Below are 606 nucleotides of genomic sequence, written 5' to 3'. Positions count from 1 at the left end.
GACCAGGCGAGCATACCCATAGATCGTCATCAGCCGGATATCTTTCTGGCTGCCGATGATCGTGCGCAGCGTGCCGCCATACTGGCCGGGCTGCCGGCCGATCGCAGCGAGATTCAACGCGCGCGGGCGCTTCGGCAGACGTTCGGCGAGTGCCGGCAGCGCCCCGGCCTGCAGCCGCGGCTGAAGAAATTCCGGCTCCAGATCGCCGGCGCTTGACGTATTCGGCAGAAATGCCGAAGCCATGAGCCCAAGGACGGTGCGCCGGCTGATCAAGGGCGTAGCTCGCTGACATCGGCCGAACGTCGGGCCAGCACGAGGTGGCCGCCGCCAAGGTCGAGCGGCGACAGCGTATCCTCTTCGCCCTCGTCGCGGAATTGCGGTCCCCAAGCGCTGGTGTCGGAAGCGCCGCCGAGCTTCAGCGTCTTGAAATCCATCGGCCTGTCGAGATCAGGGAAAGGTACTGCGGCAACCAGTGAGCGTGTGTAGGGGTGGATCGGTCTCCTAAGCAGAATTTCGCGCGGCGCAAGCTCGACGATACGCCCGCCGCACATGACCGCGATGCGGTCTGCCATGTAATCCACCACCGCCAGGTTGTGGGATATGAAC

Annotated in this window: 2 pseudogenes; both read right to left on the bottom strand. The window is 64.5% G+C overall.

Going from position 1 to position 606, the window contains the following annotated elements:
• Positions 1-273 (bottom strand): annotated as a pseudogene (locus tag EN742_RS36990) (ABC transporter substrate-binding protein); the annotation flags it as partial.
• Positions 270-606, bottom strand: a pseudogene (locus EN742_RS36985) (ABC transporter ATP-binding protein); the annotation flags it as partial. The pseudogenes EN742_RS36990 and EN742_RS36985, both read right to left, overlap by 4 nt.

The sequence above is a fragment of the Mesorhizobium sp. M4A.F.Ca.ET.020.02.1.1 genome (assembly GCF_004022645.1).
In the GTDB taxonomy this organism is placed as follows: domain Bacteria; phylum Pseudomonadota; class Alphaproteobacteria; order Rhizobiales; family Rhizobiaceae; genus Mesorhizobium.
The sequence above is the reverse complement of the archived record's forward strand: the minus strand, read 5'-3'. Positions and strand labels throughout refer to the sequence as shown.